Source organism: Roseomonas sp. BN140053, from assembly GCF_047690175.1.
Lineage (GTDB): Bacteria > Pseudomonadota > Alphaproteobacteria > Acetobacterales > Acetobacteraceae > Roseomonas.
The window spans coordinates 43,909-64,099 of sequence record NZ_JBLLEB010000009.1 but is presented as its reverse complement, the minus strand read 5'-3'; the positions used below and the strand labels follow the sequence as shown (position 1 = coordinate 64,099).

The following is a 20,191-nucleotide window of genomic DNA, read 5'->3' as shown; positions in this document are numbered from 1 at the left end:
GGGGGCGGTGCCGGTGCCCGTCGGTGCGGCAGGAAAAGGGACCGTGGTGGCGACGGGCCGGCGCGCGGCCTGCCGCCGGCGGGCCGCGCGGCTTTCACGAGGAGGTGAGCAGGCCTTCTTTCCACGATGCGGGCGCGCGGCTGTTACGGCGCATTTACGCGGCGCTCCCAGATGCGCGGCATGGATACGCAGCACATCCGGCCCGTGGCGGCCCAGCGACCGCGCCTGATCAACGGCCGCACCTACTGGGTGGAGCCGGTGGACGGCCCGGCCGCGATGTCCTGCCGGCCGGAGGTCTGCCCCACGCCCGACCGGGTGCTGCCGGAGCCTCCGGCACCGATCCGGGTGCACGCCTCATCCTGAACCTGCCGGCCTGCGGGTGGAGGGGTGCGCCGCAGCACGCCCCCCTCCCCGCCGGTTCGGTCCGGTCCACCGCGATGGGACGCGTTGTTCCGCCCGGCGGCGAGGACGGGGAAGCGCTCAGCCCGGCTTGGCGGGCGCGACGCGGGCGGAGATCAGGGCGCGGCGGATTTCCGCCTCGGCCTGGGCCAGTTCCTGCGTGGCGGCGGCGCGGCGGTTGCGCCCTTCCTCCGCGATGCGCAGGGAATCCTCGATGGTGCCGACCAGCGCGGCGTTGGCGCGCTTCAGCGCATCGAGGTCTACCACGCCGCGCTCGATCTCCGTACGGGCGGCGGCGTTGCCCTGGCGCAGCGCCTCGGCATTGGCGGTGAGCAGCTTGTTGGTCAGGTCGGTGGCGGCCTGCACGGCGCTGCCGGCCTCGCGCATGCGGTGGATCGCCAGGGCCTGCGCGAGTTGCGAGCGCCACAGCGGCACGGTGTTGGCCAGCACCGAGTGGATCTTGGCCGCCAGCGCCTTGTCGTTTTCCTGGATCAGACGGATGCCGGGCAGCGCCTGCATCGCCACCTGCCGCGTCAGGCGCAGGTCGTGGATGCGGCGGTCCAGGTCGTCGCGGGCGGCGCGCAGGTCGCGCAGGCGCTGTGCGGCCAGCGGGTCCTGCTCCACCTCGGCAGCCCATTCGGCCTTGGGCACGGCCTCGGCGTCGGTGCGGGCGAGGACCTGCTCGCCGGCCTGGATGTGCTCGGCCAGGGCGTGGAACCAGTCCAGCGTGGCGGCGTAGAGGCGCTCCAGCTTCTCCACGTCTTCCAGCAGCCGGGTGCGCTGTTCCTGCAGCTTGTCGCCGGCGGCTTCCACCTGGCCGCGCACCGTCTCGTACTTCTGCAGGATGGCAACGGTGCCGCTGCTGGCGCGGCCGAACAGGCGCGACACCAGGCCGGGCTTTTCCTCGCCCGCACCGGGGTCGAAGCCGCGCAGGTGGGCCAGCAGGCCGGACAGGGCGTCGCCCGCCTCGCCGGTGGCGTCGTTGCGCGAGGCGCCGAGCATGGCATCGGCGGCGGCCGCGGCGCGGCCCTGCGCGTCCTGGCCGAAGCGCAGGATGGAGGTGGGGTCGTGCAGGTCGATGCGGGCGGCGAGCTCGGCCACCCGCGGGTTGGCCGTGGGGGCGGCGTCCCTGGCGGTCGCGGCTTCCCGGGCGGGCGTGACCTCCCGGGCGGCCGTCGCCGCCCGGGCGGTCGAGGTGTCCACGGGTTCGCTCATGCCATGCCCTCTTCGCGCAGCCGCTGGCGCAGCACGTTGACCTGCACGTCCAGCGCTTCCGTTTCCACTGCCCGCAGCCGGGCGGCGGCATCGCGCGCGGCGCGTTCCACGTCGCCCACGGCACCGTCCAGGCCCTCGGTCGGGGCGGCGCCGCGTTCCAGGCGCTGGGCAATGCGCTCCAGACCGTCGAGGCCCACCACCAGCACGCCGCGCACGGTGCCGGCCTGGTTGGGACGCAGGGTCATCTCGCCCAGCAGTTCGCGCAGGGCGGCCACGGCGCCCGTCAGGCGACGGTCGGCGCCGTCCAGGGCGCGCAGCCGGGCGTTGAAGGGGTCCAGGGCGGGATCGACGCGCGGCGGCACCGGTTCCGGCGGCGGCTCGCGCAGCTTGGCATAGGCGAAGCGCGCCCCGAAGCCGGCAGCGAGGCCCAGCACCACCCCGCCCAGCGGCCCGGTGCCGGCGGCGAAGTTGGCGGCCAGCCCGACGCCCACGCCCAGCAGGGCAGCGGCGCGGCGGCGGTCGCCGCGCTTGTTCCGGCGCAGCAGCGCCACGGCGGCGCCGGTGCCGGCCAGGCCGAACACGGTGCCGAGGATGGTGCGCTGCTGCCCGTCCGCCAGCCCGATCAGCAGGGCCGGCAGCAGGGGCGAGGCGAGCAGCAGCAGGGGCAGCCCGCGAAACGGGGCCAGCAAGCGCTCCATCAGTGGAACACCCGGATCACAGCCTGGATCAGCGACAGGGCCGACACGAAGGCGAGGCTGCCGCCCATCAGGGCGAAGCCGGCCAAGCGGCGGGGGCCACCGGAAAAAACAGACGGGCGAACGGGAATGCGCGGGTCCATGCCGGGATAGATCGCCGCGCGCCCCCCCCGTATCAAGGATGTGCCGATGCGGTGCGGGGAATGAGGCGCATGCTGCGCGTGCTGGTCGTGGCCGCGGTGGGGCTGGGCTTCGGGGCCGGCGGCTCGGGGCTGCCGTTGGGGGCCTGGGAGAGGGCGCGGCGCGGGCGCCGGGCCGTGTCATCGGCCGCGTGACCGGCACGGCGCGGCGGCGATAGGCTGGCCGCCCCATCCCGCAGGAGTTTCTGCCCTTATGTCGACCGAGCTTTCCGTCCGGCCCATGCAGGAGGCCGACCTCGACGCGGCGGACCGGGTGTTCCGCCTGGCCTTCGGCACGGAGTTCGGCCTGCCGGACCCGGCCAGCTTCCGCGGCGACGCCGATCTGCTGCGGCCGCGCTGGCGCACCAACCCGCCCGGCTGCTTCGTGGCCGAGGCCGGGGGCGAGGTGGTGGGCAGCGTGACGGTGATGCACTGGGGCAGCCTCGCCGTGCTGGGACCGCTCTCCGTGCGGCCGGATTTCTGGAACCGCGGCGTGGCGCGCCTGCTGCTGCCCCCTGCCCTGGCGGCGGCCGAAGCCTGGGGGGCGGCCGTGGTGGGGCTGTTCACCAACCCCTCCAGCCCGCGCCACATCCGGCTCTACGAGGAGGCCGGTTTCGAAACCCACCACCTGATCGCCGCCATGAGCAAGCCGGTCGCACCCGGCGCCGCGGCGGAGGCGCCGGTCCTGTTCTCGGCGCTGGAAGCGGGGGCGCGGGAGGCGGCGCTGGCAGAATGCCGGAACGTGGCGGAGGCGAGCTTTCCCGGGCTGGACCTCGGGCGCGAAATCCGCGCGGCAACGGAACAGGGCGTGGGCGACACGGTGCTGTTGCGCGGGGATGCCGGGCGGATCACCGGCTTCGCCCTGTGCCACAGCGGGCCGGGCAGCGAGAGCGGCAGCGAGGCGGCGGTGGTGAAGTTCGGTGCGGTGCGGCCCGGCGACGTGGCGGGGTTCGGCGCCTTGCTGCGAGCGGTGGACGCCCTGGCGGCGGCCCGTGGGGCGCCGCAGGTGGTGGCCAGCGTGAACCATGCCCGCCGCGACGCCTATGCCGCGATGAAGGCGGCGGGCTTTCGCACCGTGGTGTCGGGGGTGGCGCTGCGCCGCCCGGGGCCGGGGGGCTATGACCGGCCGGAGGTGCTGGTCACGGATGAGTGGCGCTGAGCGTAACGTAAGCCGGGGGGAAGTATCCCCCCGGACCCCCTTCTATTTTCGGGAGTCTGGGAGTGCCCTGAACGGCACTCTCAAACTCCCGAAAGAAGGAGGGGGGACCGGGGGAGTTCACTCCCCCGGCCTTTCTCACCGCCCCTGTCCGCGCGGGTCGAGAGCGTCGCGCAGCCCGTCACCCAGCAGGTTGAAGCTCAGCACTACCAGGAAGATCGCCAGCCCGGGATAGATGGCCATCCAGGGCGCCTGGGTCAGGAAGCGCTGCGCCGCGTTCAGCATGGAGCCCCAGGAGGGCTGCGGCGGCTGCTGGCCGAGGCCCAGGAAGCTCAGCGAGGCTTCGGCGATGATGGCCTCGGCGATGGCCAGGGTGGCCTGTACCAGCAGCGGCGGCACGATGTTGGGCAGCACGTGCAGCAGCGCCAGCCGCCAGGGCGGATTGCCGAGGGAGCGGGCGGCTTCCACCCATTCCGTGGTCTTGGCTTCCAGCGCCATGCCGCGCGACAGGCGGATGAAGATCGGCGTGGCGGAAATGGCGATGGCCAGCATAGCGTTTTCCAGCGCCGGGCCCAGGAAGGCGGCCAGCGCGATGGCCAGGATCAGGAAGGGCACGCTGAGCATGGCGTCGGTGATGCGCGAGATCAGCGCGTCCACCCAGCCGCCGGCCAGGCCCGAGAGGAGCCCCACCGGCACGCCCACCAGCAGCGCCGCGGCCACCGACAGGGCGCCGGCCATCAGCGAGGCCCGCGCGCCCCAAAGGACGCGGGAGAGCACGTCGCGGCCGTTCTCGTCCGTGCCGAACCAGTAGAGTTCGGACGGCGCCTTGCGGATGCGGGTCCAGGAGGTGGCGATCGGGTCGTAGGGCGCAATCCAGGGGGCCAGGATGGCGGCGGCGATGAAGAGCACCACCACCACCAGCCCCACCACCGCGAGGCGGTGGCGGAAGAAGCGGCGCAGGGCGCGGCGGCCGGGACTGTCCGGGCGGCTGCGGCGGCGGACCGAAGCCGGGGCGGCCGGTTCCGGCGGCGCCGGATCGGCGGCGGGGGGCAGCGCCGCGGGCGTCGCGCCCGGGGGAAGCGTGGTGGTGCTCATGCCGTGCGCAGCCGCGGGTTGATAGCCATGTAAAGGAGGTCCGAGAGCAGGCTGAGGATCACGAAGATGATGGCGGTGACCATGACGACGCCCTGCACCACCGGGTAATCGCGGTTGAACACCGCGTCCACCACCAGCTTGCCGAAGCCGGGGATGGTGAAGATCTGCTCGGTCAGCACCGCGCCGGCCAGCAGCCGGCCCAGCTCGATGGTGCCCAGCGTGACCACGGGAACCAGGGCGTTGCGCAGCGCGTGCTTGGCCACGACGACGCGTTCCGGCAGGCCCTTGGCGCGGGCGGTGCGGACGTAGTCCTGGCTCAGCGCGCCCAGCATGGCGGCGCGGGTGTGGCGCATCAGCACGCCGGCGATGCCGTTGCCCAGCACGAAGGCGGGCATGATCGTGGTCAGCAGCGACTGCTTCCAGTCTTCCGTCAGCGGCACGTAGCCCGAGGGCGGCAGCCAGCCGAGTTGCACGGAGAAGAGCAGGATCATCAGGATGCCGAGCCAGAAGTTCGGCGTGGAGATGCCGGCGAGCGCGAGGCCGTTGGCCAGCCAGTCCAGCGGCTTGTCGCGCTTCACCGCGGACAGCACGCCCAGCGGCACGCCGATCACCACGGCGATGATGAAGGCCATCACGCCTAGCTGCAGCGTCACCGGCAGCTTTTGCAGGATCAACTCACCCACGGGCTGGCGGATGCGCCAGGAAAAGCCGAGGTCGCCGTGCAGCACCCGGCCCAGCCAGGCCAGGTATTGCTGCCAGATCGGCTGGTCCAGCATCAGCTCGGCCCGGATCTGGGCGAGCACCTGCGGGTCGCCGCGCTCCTCGCCCGCCATGATCAGGGCGGGGTCGCCGGGCATCAGCTGCTGCAGGCCGAACACCAGCAGGCTCAGGATCAGAAGGGTCGGGATTACCTGCCCGAGGCGCCGCAGCAACCAGCCCAGCATGGTTCGTAGCTTCCTTGATACTTACTGCAGCCGCAGGTCCTGGACGCGGATCAGCCCGTCCGGCATGGGGCTGAAGCCCTGCAGCCTGGCGGTGTGCCCGATCAGGTTGCGGCGATGGTACAGCATCATGCGCGAGCGGTCCTGCCGGAAGGCGGTCTGCCAGACCTGGGCATAGATGGCGCGGCGCTTTTCCAGGTCGGATTCCACCCGGGCGGCGTCCAGCAGGCGGTCGACCTCGGGGTTGGAATAGCGGCCGTCATTCTGCGGTCCCTGACTGTGGGTGAAGGCCCAAACATTGCCGTCCGGGTCGGGGCGGCCGGACCAGCCGACGAGGTAGGTCTGGAAGTCGCCGCGCTGCGCCGCCTGCAGGGAGGAGGCGAACTCCATCGCGTTGATGCGCAGCTCGATCCCGGCCTCGCGCAGCATGGACTGCATGACCTCGGCGAGCTGGCGCTGTTCCGGCTCGTTGGGCACCACCATGTCCACGGTCAGCGGCGCGGTGATGCCGGCCTCGCGCAGCAGGGCGCGGGAGCGGGCGACGTCGCGCTCCTCCGGCTTCATCTCGGCGATGTTGAAGGGCGAGGCGGGCGGCACGGGCTGCGAGGCCGGGACGTAGAGGGCGTCGAACACCACGCCGATCATGGCGGTGCGGTCGATGGCGCGCTCGAAGGCTTCGCGCACCCGGGCGTCGCGGCCGATCGGCGTCTGGGCGCGCGGGCCGTTGCCGATGTTGTAGGCGATATAGGTGTAGCCCAGCTCGTCCGCCTGGGTCAGGCGCAGGCGCGGGTCGCGGCGGATCGTGGGGGCGTCGGAAGGGGTGGTGATCTCCGCCATTTCCAGCGCGCCGGCCTGCAGGTTGGCCAGCCGGGCGGTGCTGTCGGGGATGGGGAGATAGGTGATGCGGTTCACGTGGATGCGGCCGGCATCCCAGTAGTCGGGGAAGCGCTCCACCACGATGCGGTCCTGCGGCACGCGCTCCACCCAGCGGAAGGGGCCGGCGCAGACCGGGCGCATGCCGAAGTCGCGGCCCGCCGCTTCCGCGGCCTTGGGCGAGACCATCATGCCGGCGCGGTCGGTCAGCTGCGACACGAAGGGGGCGAAGGCTTCCTTCAGCACCACGCGGACGGTGAGCGGGTCCACCACCTCCACCGACTGCATGGAGTTGATCTCGCCGCGGCGGAAGGAGCCCTGCATGTTGAGGTGGCGCAGCAGCGAGTAGCGCACCGCCTCGGCATCCATCGGCTCGCCGTCGTGGAACTTCACGCCAGGGCGCAGGGTGATGATGAGGTTGGTGGGGTTCTCCCACCGGTAGCCGGTGGCGAGCTGGGGGACGATCTCCAGCTTGTCGTTGATGTCGAACAGCTTGTCACAGAGCGAGGCGAAGACGATGCGGCCGACAAAGGTGCGGGCCAGCGTCGGGTCCATGATGTCGGCGTCCTGGCGTAGGCCGATGCGCAGGTTCTGCGCTTCCGCCGTTCCAGCACCGAGCAGCGGGGCCAGGGCGATCAAGGCCGGCAGGACGTAGCGCGCGGCTCTGGTTGGGGTCATCGGGCGGTTCCGGTTGCGGACGTTTCTGGGGAGGGCGGCGGGGCGGCGGATCATTGCAGCCGCAGGTCCTGGAGGCGGATCAGCCCGTCGGGATGCGGGCGGAAGTTCTGCACCCGCGTGTTCATCGCGGCGATGTTGCGGATGTGCCAGAGGTAGAGGCGGGAATGGTCCTGCCGCAGCGCGATCTGCCACATGCGGCCATACAGCTCGCGCCGCTTGGCCACGTCCGGCTCGACACGGGCGGCCTCGATCAGGCGGTCCACCTCGGGGTTGCTGTACTTGTTGTCGTTCTGCCCGCCGGTGCTGTGCAGAAAGGCGTAGATGTTGCCGTCGGCGTCCGGCCGGCCGGACCAGCCGCTGAGGTAGAGCTGGAAGTCGCCGCGCGCCGCCGCCTGCAGGCCGGAGGCGAATTCCACGGCGTTGATGCGCAGGGCGAAGCCGGCCTCGGCCGCCATGGCCTGCATCACCTCCACGGCCTGGCGCTGCTCCGGGACGTTGGCGACCATGACCTCCACCGGGAAGGGGATGGGCACCCCGGCCTCGCGTAGCAGCTGCTTGGCGCGTTCCGGGTCGCGGCGGGGCAGCGGGATTTCCGGCGCGAAGAAGGGAGATTCCGGGCCCACCGACTGGGTGGCGGGGGCGAAGGCGCCGTCGAACACCACCTGGATCAGCGCCTCGCGGTCGATGGCGATTTCCAGCGCCTCGCGCACGCGGGGGTCCTGGCCCATGGGCGTCTGGGCGCGCGGGCCGTTGTTCATGTTGATGGTCAGGCCCCAGTAGCCCAGCGCGTCATTGGCCACGACGCGCATGTTGCGGGCGGCGCGGACCTCTGCCACGTCGGAGGGGGCGATGTCGTGGGTGATGTCCACCGCGCCGGAGCGCAGGTTGGCCGAGCGCACGGAACTGTCGGTGATCACCTGGTAGGTGACGCGCTCGAGGTGGATGCGCCCGGCATCCCAGTAATCCGGGAAGCGCTGCAGGGTGATGTGGTCCTGGGCCACGCGCTCCACCCAGCGGAAGGGGCCGGCGCAGACCGGGCGCATGCCGAAGTCGCGCCCGCCCGCTTCCGCCGCCTTGGGCGACACGATGATGCCGGCGCGGTCGGCGAGCTGGGACAGGAAGGGCGCGGAGGGGGCCTGGAGGCGGATGCGCACCGTCAGCGGGTCCACCACCTCGACGGCCTGCATGATGCCAATCTCGGAGCGCCGGAAGGAGCCCTGCATCGTCATGTGACGGTTCAGCGAGTAGCGCACCGCTTCGGCATCCATCGGCTCGCCGTCGTGGAACTTCACGTTGGGGCGCAGCGTGAGGATCAGCGTCCTGGGGTCTTCCCAGCGATAGCCGGTGGCGAGCTGGGGCACGACCTCCAGCTTGTCGCTGATGTCGAAGAGCTTGTCGCAGAGCCCGGCAAAGACGATGCGCCCCACCAGCGACCGCGCCAGGGTGGGGTCCATGATGTCGGGGTCGCCGTAGATGGCGACGCGCAGGTTCCCCGCGGGGGCCTGGGCCTGCGCCACGAAGGGCACGGCGGCGAGGGCGACGCCGAAGCCCGCGGCGAGGGCCGCGGCGGAGCGCGCGGCAGGTGCCGCGGCGTGGGGGCGGATGGTCATGCGGCGGCTCCGGCGTTCTTGTCCGCGAAGAAGGATTGCAGGCGTTCCAGCCGGGCGCCACCGCCGCGGTGCTCGCTGATGGCGGGCATGGCCGGCAGCACGTCCTGGAAATGGCAGGCGGCGCGGCGCAACGAAGTTTCCGTGGCGCCTGCCAGCAGCGGCTCCTGTTCCCGGCACAGCGGCTGCACGTAGGGGCAGCGGGTGTGGAAGCGGCAGGCGGCGGGTGGCGCGATTGGGCTGGGCAGGTCGCCGTGCAGCGGCGCGCCGCCGCCGGCGCCGGGCACGGAGGCCAGCAGCGCCCGCGTGTAGGGGTGGCGCGGGGAGCCGAAGACGGCGTCGGCCGGGCCTTCCTCCACGATGCGGCCGAGATACATCACCGCCACCCGGTCGGCGACGTGGCGCACCACGGCGAGGTCGTGGGAGATCAGCACGAAGGCCAGGCGCAGCTCGCGGATCAGGTCCTGGAGGAGGTTGATGACCTGGGCCTGCACGGACACGTCCAGGGCGGAGACCGGCTCGTCGCCCACGATCAGGCGGGGGCCGCTGGCGAGCGCCCGGGCAATGGCGATGCGCTGGCGCTGGCCGCCGGAGAATTCGTGCGGCCAGCGATCGGCGTGTTCCGGGCGCAGCCCGACGCGGCTGAGCAGGGAGGCGACGCGCTCGCGCTCGCCGCTGCGGGGCACGACCCCGTGCAGGCGCAGGGGTTCGGCCACCGCCTGCCCCACCGTCATGCGCGGGTCCAGGCTGGCATAAGGGTCCTGGAAGATCATCTGCATGAAACGGCGGCGGTCGCGCAGGCCGCGGGCGGAGAGCTTGCCCAGATCCTCGCCGCCGAAGCGCACCGTGCCGGCATCGGGCGTGTCCAGCCGCAGGGCGAGGCGGCCCAGGGTGGACTTGCCGCAGCCGCTCTCGCCCACCACGGCCAGGACCTCGCCCTCGGCGACCGAGAGCGAGACGCCGTCCACGGCGCGCACGGCGCCGCGCTTGCGGCCGAGGCTGTCGCGCACGGGGAAGTGGCGGACCAGCCCGTCCAGCTGCAGCAGCGGCGGCGCGGCGGAGGGGAGCGGGGCGGCCGAGGGCGCCCCGGCGGCGGCCAGGGCCGGCGGGGCCGCGTGCGGCACGGCCGTGTCGGGGCCGGCGGGGGTGTCGGTCAGCGGGGCGCTCATGCGGCCTCCAGGATCTGGTCGAGCGGCGCGCGCCAGCAGGCGGAGCGCTGGCCGGGGCCGACCTCGATTAGCGGCGGCTGCTCGTCGCACTTGGCAATACGGAAGGGGCAGCGGGCCTTGAAGCGGCAGCCCGGGGGCGGATTGGCCAGGTCGGGCACGGTGCCCTCCACGCTGGCCAGGCGGCCGCCGCGCTCGCCATCGAGGCGCGGGGCGGCGCCCAGCAGGCCGACGGTGTAGGGGTGCTGCGGGGTGGAAAGGACCTGCCGGGTGGGGCCGGTCTCGGCGATGCGGCCGGCATACATCACCACCACCTCGTCCGCATGGTCGGCCACCACGCCGAGGTCATGGGTGATCAGCAGCACCGCCGTGCCGGTGTCGCGGCGGAGGTCGTCCAGCAGACTGAGGATCTGCGCCTGCACCGTGACGTCCAGGGCAGTGGTCGGTTCGTCGGCAATCAGCACGCGCGGGCGGCAGGCCAGGGCCATGGCGATCATCACGCGCTGCCGCATCCCGCCCGAAAGCTGGTGCGGGTATTGCCGCGCCCGCCGGGCCGCTTCGGGGATGCGCACGGCGTTCAGCATGGCCACCGCCCGGGCATCGGCGGCGGCGCGGTCCAGGCCCTGGTGCAGGCGCAGCGCCTCGGCCACCTGCTCGCCCGCGGTGAAGGCGGGGTTCAGGCTGGTCATGGGTTCCTGGAAGATCATCGCCAGCTCCTGCCCGCGCAGCAGGCGGCGCTGCTCGGCCGGCAGTTCGGCGATCTCGCGGCCTTCCAGGCGGATGGTGCCGTCGATCCGGCCCGACGGGGGCAGCAGTCCCATGACGGCCAGGGAGGTGACGGACTTGCCGCAGCCGCTTTCCCCCACCAGGGCTACGGTGCGGCCGGCGGGCAGGGAAAAGCTGACCCCGTCCAGCACGCGCAGCGGCCCGCGCTCGGTGTTGAAGGTGACGGCGAGGTCGATGACCTCCAGGACGCTGTTGTGGCTCACGCGGCGATTGCCTTCCGTGGCGCGCCGTGGCGCGCGGTCGTGTCGGGCCCGCCGCGGTGGTCGCGGCTGGCCAAGAAGCGTCGGGTGCGCCCGCGGCCCCGCCCCGCGGTGCCGGGATGGGTCGCGGCCGCGCCGGGCCGTTCGTTGCGCCGCGGGCCCGGAGCACCGGCGGAACAGGAACGGGCGGCTCCGACGACGCTCAGCTCGCCGGTGGCAGGGTCACGGGCGAGAATGCTCCAACTCATGCGTCACAGTGTAAGCATATGCTGTGCCGGGCGCGAACTCGCGGCAGCCCCGGGGGCGCCGGATCCCGGTCACGCCGGCACGAGGTCCGCGCATCCCGGCCCGCGGCGGCCCGGCCCTGGCCGTCCGGTTGAGCCCTCCGGGCTGGCCCACTACCGTGCCGGGCATGACCATCGCCCGAATCGCGACCTTCGCCCTGAGCGGTATCGAGGCGGTCGCGATGGAGGTGCAGATCCAGGTATCCGCGGGCCTCCCGTCCTTTTCGGTCGTGGGCATGCCGAGCAAGGCGGTGTTCGAGAGCCGCGAGCGCGTCCGCGCCGTGCTGGGCAGCCTGGGCCTGGCGCTGCCGCCCAAGCGGGTGCTGGTGAACCTCGCGCCCGCCGACCTGCCCAAGGAAGGGACACAGTTCGACCTGCCCATCGCCCTGGCGCTGCTGGCCGCCATCGGAGTGCTGCCGCAGGAGGACCTGCTGGGCTTCGCCGCCCTGGGGGAGCTGGCGCTGGACGGTGCCATCGGGCCGGTGCCGGGGGTGCTGCCGGCGGCCATGGCGGCGGGGGCGCGCGACCTCGGGCTGATCTGCCCGGCGGCGCAGGGGCCGGAGGCCGCCTGGGCCGGCAATGTGGAGGTTCTGGCGGCCCCTGACCTGCAGAGCCTGATCGCGCATTTCGCCGGGCGGCAGCTGTTGAGCCCGCCGCAGCCCCCGGCGCTGTTGCCGGCCGCCTCGCGCGGGCCCTGCCTGGCGGAGGTGCGCGGGCAGGAAAGCGCCAAGCGGGCGCTGGAGATCGCGGCCGCTGGTGCGCACCATCTGCTGATGGTCGGCCCTCCTGGGGCCGGGAAGTCCATGCTGGCGGCGCGGCTACCCGGGCTGCTGCCCGACCTGACGCCGGCCGAAGCGCTGGAGGTCAGCCAGGTGCATTCCGTCGCCGGCACGCTGGCGGGCGGGCGCATCGAGGCGCGGCCACCCTTCCGGGATCCGCACCATTCCGCCTCGCAGGCGGCGCTGATCGGCGGCGGGCCGCGCGCCCGGCCGGGCGAGATCAGCATGGCGCATCGCGGCGTGCTGTTCCTGGACGAGCTGCCGGAATTTCCCCGCCCCGCGCTGGAAGCGCTGCGGCAGCCGCTGGAAAGCGGGCGGGTGGTGATCAGCCGGGTGGCGGCGCACGTCACCTATCCCGCACAGGTGCAGCTGGTGGCGGCGATGAACCCCTGCCGCTGCGGCTACCTGGGCGCGCCGCCGCGCGAATGCGGCCGCGCCCCGCGCTGCGGCGAGGATTACCGCAACAAGCTGTCCGGCCCGGTGCTGGACCGGCTGGACATGGTGATCGAGGTGCAGCCGATCCCGGCCGCCGAGCTGGGCTCCACTCCGGCGGGGGAGCCCAGCCGCGTGGTGGCGGCGCGGGTGGCCGCGGCGCGCGGGGCGCAGCGGGCGCGCTGGGGCGAGGACGGGCCGCGCACCAATGCGGAAGCCTCGCTGGAACAGCTTCAACCGGGCCTGCAGCCCGAGGCGTTGCGGCTGGCGGAACAGGCGATCGACCGGCTGGGCCTGTCCAACCGCGCCTTCGTGCGGACGCTGCGGGTGGCGCGCTCCATTGCCGACCTGGCCGGCAGCGCGGCAGTGGAACGCGCCCATGTGGCGGAAGCCCTGGCCTATCGGCAGCGGTCGGCAGCGCACTGAGGGGGGAAAGGCAGGAAGCCGGGGGGAAGTATCCCCCCGGACCCCCTTCTATTTTCGGGAGTCTGGGGGTGCGTCCGTGGCCACAGTGGCGCTCTTAACCCCCGAAAGAAGGAGGGGGTTCGGGGGAGTTCACTCCCCCGGCCTTACTCCTGCCGGAAGGCATCCGCGATGCGCCGCACCGCGCCCGCCGCATCCACCAGCACCACGTCGAAGCGGATACCCGCCGCGCCGTGGCCGGGGTGTTCTGCCAGCCAGACCTCCGCCGCGGCGACCAAGCGTGCACGCTGCCGCGGCCCGAGGGCGTGGGCGGCATCGGCCAGGGTGGGGCGCGCCTTGACCTCCACGAAGGCCAGCAGCCCTTCCCGTTCCACCACCAGGTCCAGCTCGCCCAGCGGGGTGCGGTAGCGGCGGGCCAGCACCGCCCAGCCGTCGCGCGTCAGCCCCGCCACCGCCGCATCCTCGGCGCGGTGGCCCCTGGTTTCGGCCGCGCGGCGCCGCGCGCGTGTCGCCTCACTGTGCATCCCCTATGGTGCGCCGCCGCAGCGGAGTCGGTCATGCAACATCTCCTCGCCCTCCTGCCGCTGCTCGGCACCCTGTTGCTCGCCGCGCCCGCCGTTCTGGCCCAGGGCACGCCGCCCGCCCTGCCGCCCCAGGCGACGCCGCCCTCCATTCTGGCCCAGGGAGCGCCGCCCACCGTTCTGCCGCAGGGGCCGGCGCCCACCGCGGCGCCACCTGCCGGGCCGGCGCGCATGGTGGTGGCGGCGCATCCCCTGGCCGCCGCCGCCGGGCTGGCCATGCTGCGCGAGGGCGGCAGCGCCGTGGACGCGGCGGTGGCGGCGCAGGCGGTGCTGGCGCTGGTGGAGCCGCAATCCTCCGGCCTCGGCGGCGGGGCGCTGCTGCTGCACTGGGACGCGGCGGCCCGGCAGGTCAGCGCGTGGGACGGGCGGGAAACCGCCCCCGCCGCGGCCCATGGCGCGCTGTTCCTGCGCGACGGGCAGCCCCTGCCCTTTGCCGAAGCCGTGCTGTCCGGCCGCGCCGTGGGCGTGCCCGGCACGATCCCGATGCTGGAAGCGGCGCACCGGGCCGGCGGCAAGCTGCCCTGGGCGCGGCTCTTTGCCCCCGCCATCGCCCTGGCGCGCGAGGGCTTTCCCATCTCGGCCCGGCTGGCCGCCACCATTGCCGGCGACGTGGAACGGCTGCGCCGCGACCCCGGCAGCCGCGCCTATTTCCTGGCGCCCGACGGCGCGCCGCTGCCGGAGGGCACGGTGCTGCGCAATCCCGCCCTGGCGGACACCTTGCAGGCAGTGGCCGAGGGCGGCGCCGCGGCCCTGCAGCGCGGGCCCATCGCGGCCGAGATCGCCGCCGCCGTGCGCACGCACGGCCAGGGCGGGCTGATGACCACGGACGACCTGGCCGGCTACGCCCCGCGGCGGCGCGAGGCGCTCTGCGGCCCGTATCGCGCCTTCGTGGTGTGCGGCTTCCCGCCGCCGTCTTCCGGCGGGGTGGCGGTGGCGCAGATCCTGGGCGTGCTGGAACATTTCGACCTGTCCACCCTGGACCCGCGCGGCGCCGACGCGGCGCAGCTGCTGGCCGAGGCCGGGCGTCTGGCCTTCGCCGACCGCGCGCTGTTCCTGGCCGACACCGACTTCGTGCCGGCGCCGATCCGCGGCCTGCTGGACCCCGCCTATCTCACGGCGCGGGCGCAGCTGGTGGACCGCGACCGCGCCATGCCGCCGCCGCGCGCCGGCAACCCGCGCTGGCGCGATCCCCGGCGCACCCCGCCGGGGGGCGATGCGGGGCCGACACCGCTGCCCGCGGCGCCCATGCCGCCGCAGCCGGAACACGGCACCAGCCACCTGTCCGTGGTGGACGCGGCCGGCGGCGCCGTGGCCATGACCACCACGGTGGAGGACAGCTTCGGCGCGCGGCTGATGGTGCGCGGCTTCCTGCTCAACAACGAGCTGACCGACTTCTCCTTCCGGCCGGAGGTGGAGGGCCGCCCCGTGGCCAACCGCGTCGAAGGCGGGAAGCGGCCGCGTTCCTCCATGTCGCCGACGCTGGTGTTCAGCCGCGACGGGCAGCTGGTGGCGGCGCTGGGCTCGGCCGGCGGGTCGCGGATCATCGGCTACGTCGCGCAGGCGGTGGTGGCCATGCTGGACTGGGGGATGGACCCGCAGGCGGCGCTGGGCCTGCCGCATGTCGGTACGGTCGGCGGGGCGGTGGAGCTGGAAGAGGGCACGGCCGCCGCCGCCCTGGCACCGGCCCTACAGGCGCGCGGCCAAGTCACGGAGCTACGGGCCATGGCCTCCGGCACCCAGGCCATCCGGGTGGTGCCGGGCGGGTTGCAGGGCGGGGTCGACCCGCGCCGCGAAGGCGCCGTGGCGGCGGAGTAGCGGGGTCGAGTCTGGAAGGAGCAGAAAGCCGGGGGGAAGTATCCCCCCGGACCCCCTTCTATTTTCGGGAGTTTTGGGGTGCGCCGGTGGTGGCCGCGGCTCTTAAACTCTCGAAAGAAGGAGGGGGTCTGGGGGAGTTCACTCCCCCGGCCTTTGACCAGCGCGGCACGGCTTGCCAGCCCCGCCCGCCTTCCGGATGATCCGGTTCATGCAGCCCGATGCGCATCCGGTGGGCAGCCTGATCGGCGCCTTCCTGCTGGCCTTTCCGGCGCTGTTCTCCATCGTCAACCCGCTGGGCGGGGCGCTGATCTTCAGCCAAGTGCTGGCCGACCGTCCGCCGGCGGAGCGCACCCGCATTGCCCGCCGGGTCGGCGCCTATTCCCTGATCGTGCTGCTGGTGTCGCTCTGGGCCGGTTCCTACGTGCTCAGCTTCTTCGGGATTTCGCTGGGCGCGCTGCGCATCGCGGGCGGGCTGGTGGTGGCGATCCGCGCCTGGGGCCTGCTGACCGAGCCCGAGGAACACGAGGCGCGCAAGGAGCAGCAGGCCGCCCCTGCCAGCGATGCCGAGGATGTCGCCTTTTTTCCTCTCACCCTGCCCTTCACCACCGGGCCGGGCAGCATTTCCGTGGCAGTGGCGCTGGGCTCGGCGCGTCCGGCCAGCGGCAGCGGCAGCGGGCTGCTGTCCTTCTTCTTCGGCGCCAGCCTGGCCGCGGCGGTGATCGCCCTGTTCGTGTGGATCGCCTACAGCTCGGCCGACCGGCTGATCGGGCTGCTCGGCTCGGCCGGGACGCGGGTGGTGATGCGGCTGGCGGCCTTCCTGCTGCTCTGCATCGGCGTGCAGATCCTGAGCACCGGCGTGCAGGACCTGCTGGAGCCGCTGCTGCACGGGGCGCGCGCGCCGGGCTGAGGGCATGGCGCCCACGGGATGCGCGGCGCGGCGGGTTGGCGGCGAGCGCGGCCCGTCCCGGCCGGTGGTGCAGCCCCACGCGGTGCCGGTGATGCCATCTACGCTGCGCCGGCGGTGCCACCCACGCCGTGTCGGCGGTGCCACCCACGCCGTGTCGGCGATGCCACCCACGCCGTATCGGCGATGCAGCCGGAAGCCGTTTCGGCGCTTTGTTCGGGGAGCTTTCCCTGCTGCGGCCCGTTGCGGCCGCGCGGCACGCTTTCCGCAGCCCCCTCCTGGAGTTCCGCGCATGACCCGCCTCCGCCTCGCCGCCCCCCTGCTCTGCCTCGCGCTCACGGCGCCGCTCGCGGCCTCGGCGGAGGAAACCAGCCAGGTCGGCTACGTGAACACCGCCATCACCAATCTCGGCCTGACACGCTCGCACCGCGTGGTGGTGGAGCGCTTCGACGACCCGGAGGTGAAAGGCGTGTCCTGCTACGTCAGCCAGGCCCGCACCGGCGGCGTGTCGGGCATGGTCGGGCTGGCTGAGGACCCCGCGCGCTTCGGGCTGAACTGCGTCGCCACCGGGCCAGTGGAAATCCAGCCCGGCGCCCGCCGCGGCGAGCGGGGCGAGCAGGTCTACGAGAGCAACACCAGCTTCTTCTTCAAGGAAACCCGGGTGCACCGCTTCATCGACGAGGCGCGCAACGTGGTGGTCTACCTGGCCTGGAGCACCAAGCTGGTGGAAGGCTCGCCCTACAACGCCGTGGCCACCGTGCCGGTCCGCTGACGCCCCGCGCAGCCATGCAATCTGGCCGCGGCGCAGCGCCGCTGCCCGGGGGGATGGGCGGAAGCGCGCGTCCAGGCGCCCCGCCCGGCCGCTGCGGCCGGGCGGGGCGCCATCACATCATCGGCCGGCGCAGGCTGCGGCCCTCGTCGGCCCATTCCTTGAGCAGGGTGAAGCCCAGCGCCAGCAGCACCGGCCCCAGGAACAGGCCCAGGAAGCCGAAGGCGAAGGCGCCGCCCAGCGCGCCCAGGATGGTCAGCAGCAGCGGCAGGTCGGCGCCGCGGGCGATCAGCCAGGGCCGGATGAAGTTGTCCACCGAGGAAATGCCGCCGGCGCCGTAGACCAGCATGAAGATGCCCCAGCCCGTGCTGCCCTGAACGAACAGGTAGATAGCGCCGGGGATCCACACCACGGGCGCGCCGATCGGCAGGATGGAGATCAGCCCCGCCGCGATGCCCCACAGCACCGGCTGCGGGATGCCGGCCAGCCAGAAGCCGAAGCCGGTCATCAGCCCCTGCACCACGGCGGTGCCCAGCAGCCCGTACACCACGCCCTGGGTGACGCTGCCCGCCAGCACCACGAGATGGCGGCCGCGCGGCCCGGCCATCTTCTCGGCCAGGCTTTCCACCGCGCCGGCGATGCGCAACCCGTCGCGGTAGAAGAAGAAGGTCAGCGCGATGGCCATCAGCAGCTCGGCCAGCCCCGACAGCAGCGCCAGCAGGCCGGACAGCAGCAGCTGCGCCGTGCTGCCGACATAGGGCTGCACCATGGAGAAGAGGCCGGACAGGTCGAGGTCCAGCTCCTCCCACCGCGCGCGCAGGAAGCCGCCCACGAAGGGGATCGAGCCGAGGAGGTCGCCGCCGCCGGACAACCCGCCGCTCACCAGCCGCTCCACCGTGCCGCGCAGGCGCTGCACGTCCTCGCCGCTGGTGGGCGCGGCCAGCGCCAGCGGCACGCCCAGCACCAGGAACATCACCAGCACCATCACCCCCGCGGCGAGGTTGGGCGACAGCCGCGCGCGGGTGGTCAGCAACCGGTAGGCCGGCCAGGTTGAGTAGGCCAGGATCGCCGCCCAGGCGAGCGCGGACAGAAAGGGCCGCAGCACCAGCAGGCACCCCGCCATCAGCGTCAGCAGCGCCAGCAGGCCCAACAGCCGCGCGGGGTGGAGCTGTTGGTCGGACATCGGTGATTCCTTCGGCGCGTGTCGGGGGCGGGAAACAGCGCGGATGGGGCGCGGCGGTTCTTTCCGTTCCGGCCCCGGCACGCCCTCCGCTCTAGCGCATCGGCCCCGGCGCGGGTAGCCAGCCGCGACCCGCGCCCCTAGCCTGTTCGCCGCTGCCGGAGGGAAACGGATGCCGCGCTTCGCCGCCAACCTGTCGATGATGTTCGGCGAGCGGCCCTTCCTGGACCGCTTCGCCGCCGCGCGGAAGGCGGGCTTCGCCGCGGTGGAGTTCCTGTTTCCCTACGAGCATCCCGCCGCCGAGATCGCGCGGCGGCTGGAGGATCACGGGCTCGACCTCGTGCTGTTCAACGCGCCGCCCGGCGACTGGGCGGGCGGCGAGCGCGGCACCGCCGCCCTGCCCGGGCGCGAGGCGGAGTTCCGCGACGGCATCGCGCGCGCGCTGGACTACGCCGCGGCGCTGCGCTGTTCGCGGCTGCACGTCATGGCCGGCATCTGCCCGTCGGGCGTCGCGCGCGACACGCTGCTGGCGCGCTACGCGGCCAACCTCGCCTGGGCGGCGGAGCAATGCGCGCCGCTGGGCGTGAAGCCGGTGCTGGAGCCGATCAACGCGCGCGACATGCCCGGCTATTTCCTGCGCACCACGGAGCAAGCCGCGGCGGTGATCGCGGCGATCGGGCCCGAGCGCGTGGGAATGCAGTTCGACCTGTATCATTGCCAGATCACCGAAGGCGACCTGGTGCGCCATGCGGAGCAGCACCTGCCGCTGATCACCCACATGCAGGTGGCCGATGTTCCCGGCCGCCACGAGCCCGGCACCGGCGAGGTGAACTGGCCCTTCGTGTTCGGGCGGCTGGACGCGATGGGGTATCGCGGCTGGATCGGCTGCGAATATCGGCCGGCGGGGGTCACGGAAGACGGTCTGGACTGGTTCGCGCCGTACCGGGCCTAGGCCCTCGCTGGCAGCGCCTGGCTGCTGCCGCGACGTTTTCCCTGCACCGGCAGCGGTGAGAAGGTTTGCGCCGCGTGGTTTGACTGGTCTAGCTTCGCGAGCGCCTTCCCGTTTCGGGATCCTTCGTCTCCGCCCTTGCGATACAGTCGCATTCGCGGACCGGGCGGAACGATCCGGTTGGCGCAACAGGGGGGGGTTGCGACTCAGTATGAAGATCGGATTCGTCGGCCTGGGCATCATGGGCCGCCCCATGGCGGCACGGCTGCGCAGCAGCGGGCATGAGATCCTGGTGCCGGAACGCGGCTCCCTGTCGGCCGAGCTGCGCGACACGCTGACGGTGCTGCCCGATGCCACCGCCGTGGCCGCGGCGGCCGAGGTCGTGATCCTGATGGTGCCCGATACGCCCGACGTGGAAGCGGCGCTGTTCAGCCCGGGCGGCGTGGCCGCGGGTCTGTCCGCCGGCAAGCTGGTGATCGACATGTCCTCGATCAGCCCCACGGCCACGGTGGGCTTCGCCGCGCGGGTGAACGCGCTGGGCTGCGATTATCTCGACGCGCCGGTGTCGGGCGGCGAGGTGGGCGCGCGGGAAGGCAGCCTGACGATCATGGTGGGCGGGCCGCAGGCCGCCTTCGACCGCGCGCTGCCGCTGTTCCAGGCCATGGGGCGCAACATCACCCTGGTGGGCGAGGCGAATGGCGCCGGGCAGACCTGCAAGGTCGCCAACCAGATCATCGTGGCGCTGAACATCGAGGCGGTGGCCGAGGCGCTGACCTTTGCCCGCCGCGCCGGGGCCGACCCGGCCCGGGTGCGCGAGGCCCTGATGGGCGGCTTCGCCGCGTCGCGCATCCTGGAGGTGCATGGCAAGCGCATGGTGGACCGGACCTTCGACCCGGGCTTCCGCATCCGGCTGCACCAGAAGGACCTGAACCTGGCGCTGCAGGCGGGGCGGGAACTCGGGGTGCCGCTGCCCAACACCGCCACGGCGCAGCAGCTGTTCAGCGCCGTTGTCGCGGCGGGCGGGGCGGACCGGGACCATTCGGGAATGGTGCTGGCGCTGGAACGCCTCGCGGGTGAAGGATAGC

General features: G+C 73.2%; 19 protein-coding genes. 8 read left to right on the top strand and 11 right to left on the bottom strand.

The annotated features are described in order from the left end of the window. Nucleotides 1–180 precede the first annotated feature (180 nt). Entirely contained in the window at nucleotides 181–363 is a 183-nt protein-coding gene (locus tag ACLIBK_RS10960) for a hypothetical protein (protein WP_415387295.1), read from the top strand. A gap of 117 nt (nucleotides 364–480) precedes the next feature. Here ACLIBK_RS10960 and ACLIBK_RS10955 read toward each other — a convergent pair whose 3' ends face one another. Genes ACLIBK_RS10955 through ACLIBK_RS10945 form a run of 3 tightly spaced genes read right to left on the bottom strand, consistent with a single transcriptional unit; the run spans nucleotide 481 to nucleotide 2,452 of the window. Continuing rightward, on the bottom strand, nucleotides 481–1,614 hold the full coding sequence (locus ACLIBK_RS10955; RefSeq protein ID WP_415387294.1) for a toxic anion resistance protein: 1,134 nt from the start codon (nucleotides 1,612–1,614) through the stop codon (nucleotides 481–483). Next, nucleotides 1,611–2,312 carry a hypothetical protein gene (locus ACLIBK_RS10950; RefSeq protein WP_415387293.1) on the bottom strand — a complete coding sequence of 234 codons (702 nt, stop codon included), beginning with the start codon at nucleotides 2,310–2,312 and terminating at the stop codon, nucleotides 1,611–1,613. The genes ACLIBK_RS10955 and ACLIBK_RS10950 overlap by 4 nt, the downstream gene beginning before the upstream one ends. Next, the gene (locus tag ACLIBK_RS10945) at nucleotides 2,312–2,452 is read right to left on the bottom strand and encodes a hypothetical protein (RefSeq protein WP_415387292.1); all 141 of its coding nucleotides are present in this window, start codon (nucleotides 2,450–2,452) and stop codon (nucleotides 2,312–2,314) included. The genes ACLIBK_RS10950 and ACLIBK_RS10945 overlap by 1 nt, the downstream gene beginning before the upstream one ends. A 250-nt stretch (nucleotides 2,453–2,702) precedes the next feature. On the opposite strand from ACLIBK_RS10945, the gene ACLIBK_RS10940 reads away from it, so the two are divergent. Then, nucleotides 2,703–3,647, top strand: a complete 945-nt coding sequence (locus ACLIBK_RS10940; protein ID WP_415387291.1) for a GNAT family N-acetyltransferase — start codon at nucleotides 2,703–2,705, stop codon at nucleotides 3,645–3,647. Between the two features lie 135 nt (nucleotides 3,648–3,782). Here the strand turns inward: ACLIBK_RS10940 and ACLIBK_RS10935 are convergent, their stop codons facing one another. From ACLIBK_RS10935 to ACLIBK_RS10910, 6 genes are read right to left on the bottom strand one after another with little or no spacing between them, the layout of a single operon-like run. Beyond that, nucleotides 3,783–4,739: an ABC transporter permease gene (locus ACLIBK_RS10935; protein ID WP_415387290.1), complete on the bottom strand. Its 957-nt coding sequence runs from the start codon at nucleotides 4,737–4,739 to the stop codon at nucleotides 3,783–3,785. Next, nucleotides 4,736–5,683, bottom strand: coding sequence for an ABC transporter permease (locus tag ACLIBK_RS10930; RefSeq protein WP_415387289.1), 948 nt, complete (start codon nucleotides 5,681–5,683; stop codon nucleotides 4,736–4,738). Before ACLIBK_RS10930 ends, ACLIBK_RS10935 begins: the two co-directional genes overlap by 4 nt. Nucleotides 5,684–5,704: 21 nt before the next feature. After that, the gene (locus ACLIBK_RS10925) at nucleotides 5,705–7,231 is read right to left on the bottom strand and encodes an ABC transporter substrate-binding protein (protein WP_415387288.1); all 1,527 of its coding nucleotides are present in this window, start codon (nucleotides 7,229–7,231) and stop codon (nucleotides 5,705–5,707) included. Between the two features lie 50 nt (nucleotides 7,232–7,281). Beyond that, nucleotides 7,282–8,841 carry an ABC transporter substrate-binding protein gene (locus tag ACLIBK_RS10920; RefSeq protein ID WP_415387287.1) on the bottom strand — a complete coding sequence of 520 codons (1,560 nt, stop codon included), beginning with the start codon at nucleotides 8,839–8,841 and terminating at the stop codon, nucleotides 7,282–7,284. Beyond that, a complete protein-coding gene (locus tag ACLIBK_RS10915) occupies nucleotides 8,838–10,007 on the bottom strand; it encodes an ABC transporter ATP-binding protein (protein ID WP_415387286.1) in 1,170 nt (389 codons plus the stop codon). The genes ACLIBK_RS10920 and ACLIBK_RS10915 overlap by 4 nt, the downstream gene beginning before the upstream one ends. After that, complete coding sequence (locus ACLIBK_RS10910; protein ID WP_415387285.1) at nucleotides 10,004–10,993, bottom strand: ABC transporter ATP-binding protein; 990 nt, start codon at nucleotides 10,991–10,993, stop codon at nucleotides 10,004–10,006. Before ACLIBK_RS10910 ends, ACLIBK_RS10915 begins: the two co-directional genes overlap by 4 nt. Nucleotides 10,994–11,402: 409 nt before the next feature. Here ACLIBK_RS10910 and ACLIBK_RS10905 point away from each other — a divergent pair, with 409 nt between their 5' ends. Beyond that, a complete protein-coding gene (locus ACLIBK_RS10905) occupies nucleotides 11,403–12,911 on the top strand; it encodes a YifB family Mg chelatase-like AAA ATPase (protein WP_415387284.1) in 1,509 nt (502 codons plus the stop codon). A 143-nt stretch (nucleotides 12,912–13,054) separates the two neighbouring features. On the opposite strand, the gene ACLIBK_RS10900 is transcribed toward ACLIBK_RS10905, so the two are convergent. Continuing rightward, entirely contained in the window at nucleotides 13,055–13,432 is a 378-nt protein-coding gene (locus ACLIBK_RS10900; protein ID WP_415387283.1) for a YraN family protein, read from the bottom strand. Nucleotides 13,433–13,465: 33 nt separating this feature from the next. Here ACLIBK_RS10900 and ggt point away from each other — a divergent pair, with 33 nt between their 5' ends. From ggt to ACLIBK_RS10885, 3 genes are all read left to right on the top strand, one after another. Further along, nucleotides 13,466–15,304, top strand: coding sequence for a gamma-glutamyltransferase (gene ggt, locus ACLIBK_RS10895; RefSeq protein WP_415387282.1), 1,839 nt, complete (start codon nucleotides 13,466–13,468; stop codon nucleotides 15,302–15,304). 208 nt (nucleotides 15,305–15,512) lie between these two features. Further along, a complete protein-coding gene (locus ACLIBK_RS10890) occupies nucleotides 15,513–16,211 on the top strand; it encodes a MarC family protein (protein ID WP_415387281.1) in 699 nt (232 codons plus the stop codon). A gap of 289 nt (nucleotides 16,212–16,500) precedes the next feature. Further along, complete coding sequence (locus ACLIBK_RS10885; RefSeq protein WP_415387280.1) at nucleotides 16,501–16,980, top strand: CreA family protein; 480 nt, start codon at nucleotides 16,501–16,503, stop codon at nucleotides 16,978–16,980. Nucleotides 16,981–17,092: 112 nt separating this feature from the next. Here ACLIBK_RS10885 and ACLIBK_RS10880 read toward each other — a convergent pair whose 3' ends face one another. Further along, on the bottom strand, nucleotides 17,093–18,160 hold the full coding sequence (locus tag ACLIBK_RS10880) for an AI-2E family transporter (protein WP_415387279.1): 1,068 nt from the start codon (nucleotides 18,158–18,160) through the stop codon (nucleotides 17,093–17,095). A 169-nt stretch (nucleotides 18,161–18,329) separates the two neighbouring features. Between ACLIBK_RS10880 and otnI the strand changes: the two genes are divergently transcribed. Next, nucleotides 18,330–19,109 carry a 2-oxo-tetronate isomerase gene (gene otnI, locus ACLIBK_RS10875; protein ID WP_415387278.1) on the top strand — a complete coding sequence of 260 codons (780 nt, stop codon included), beginning with the start codon at nucleotides 18,330–18,332 and terminating at the stop codon, nucleotides 19,107–19,109. A 208-nt stretch (nucleotides 19,110–19,317) separates the two neighbouring features. Continuing rightward, nucleotides 19,318–20,190 carry a 2-hydroxy-3-oxopropionate reductase gene (locus ACLIBK_RS10870; protein ID WP_415387277.1) on the top strand — a complete coding sequence of 291 codons (873 nt, stop codon included), beginning with the start codon at nucleotides 19,318–19,320 and terminating at the stop codon, nucleotides 20,188–20,190. Nucleotide 20,191: the final 1 nt, after the last annotated feature.